Genomic DNA, 579 nt, shown 5'->3' with positions numbered 1-579 from the left:
ATGGCATTTATAACGACCTTGGCTTTATGGTCAGGGGAAAGCAGCTGATGATATTGGTGGAGGCGCAGTCCACCTGGTCTGCTAATATTGTCATCCGTGCCCTGATATATCTGATGAGTACATATCAGGACTACTTTAACACAAATCAAATTCAGCTATATGGCAGCCATAAGGTAGAAATGCCGAAGCCTGAGCTGTACGTGATTTACACTGGTGACAAGGGCAATCATCCTGATGTATTGTCCTTAAAGGATGAGTTTTTCCCTGATATGGATTGCTGTATAGAGGCCAAGGTGAAGATGATTTATCTTCAGGACAGTGATGATATTATCAATCAGTATATTGGCTTTTGCAGGGTGTGCAATGAGCAGGTAGCATTGAATGGTAGGACACTGAAAGCGGTAAAGGAGATTATCAGGATATGCCGTGATAGAAATCTTCTGAGGGAATACTTGAGTGAACGCGAAACGGAGGTTGAGGAGATTATGCTTACTTTATTTGACCAAGAACATGTTTGGAATATAGAACGGAATAACATCAGGGCAGCAGCTTTGGCAGAAGGGATGAATTTGGGCATTA

1 protein-coding gene is annotated in these 579 nt (G+C 42.3%); it reads left to right on the top strand.

The annotated features are described in order from the left end of the window. Positions 1-47 precede the first annotated feature (47 nt). A partial coding sequence (locus I6E26_RS11075; RefSeq protein WP_235321920.1) for a hypothetical protein occupies positions 48-579 on the top strand: 532 nt, incomplete at its 3' end.

Origin of the sequence: Anaerovibrio lipolyticus (assembly GCF_021531495.1) — a bacterium.
In the GTDB taxonomy this organism is placed as follows: domain Bacteria; phylum Bacillota; class Negativicutes; order Selenomonadales; family Selenomonadaceae; genus Anaerovibrio.
This window is presented reverse-complemented; position numbering and strand designations above follow the sequence as displayed.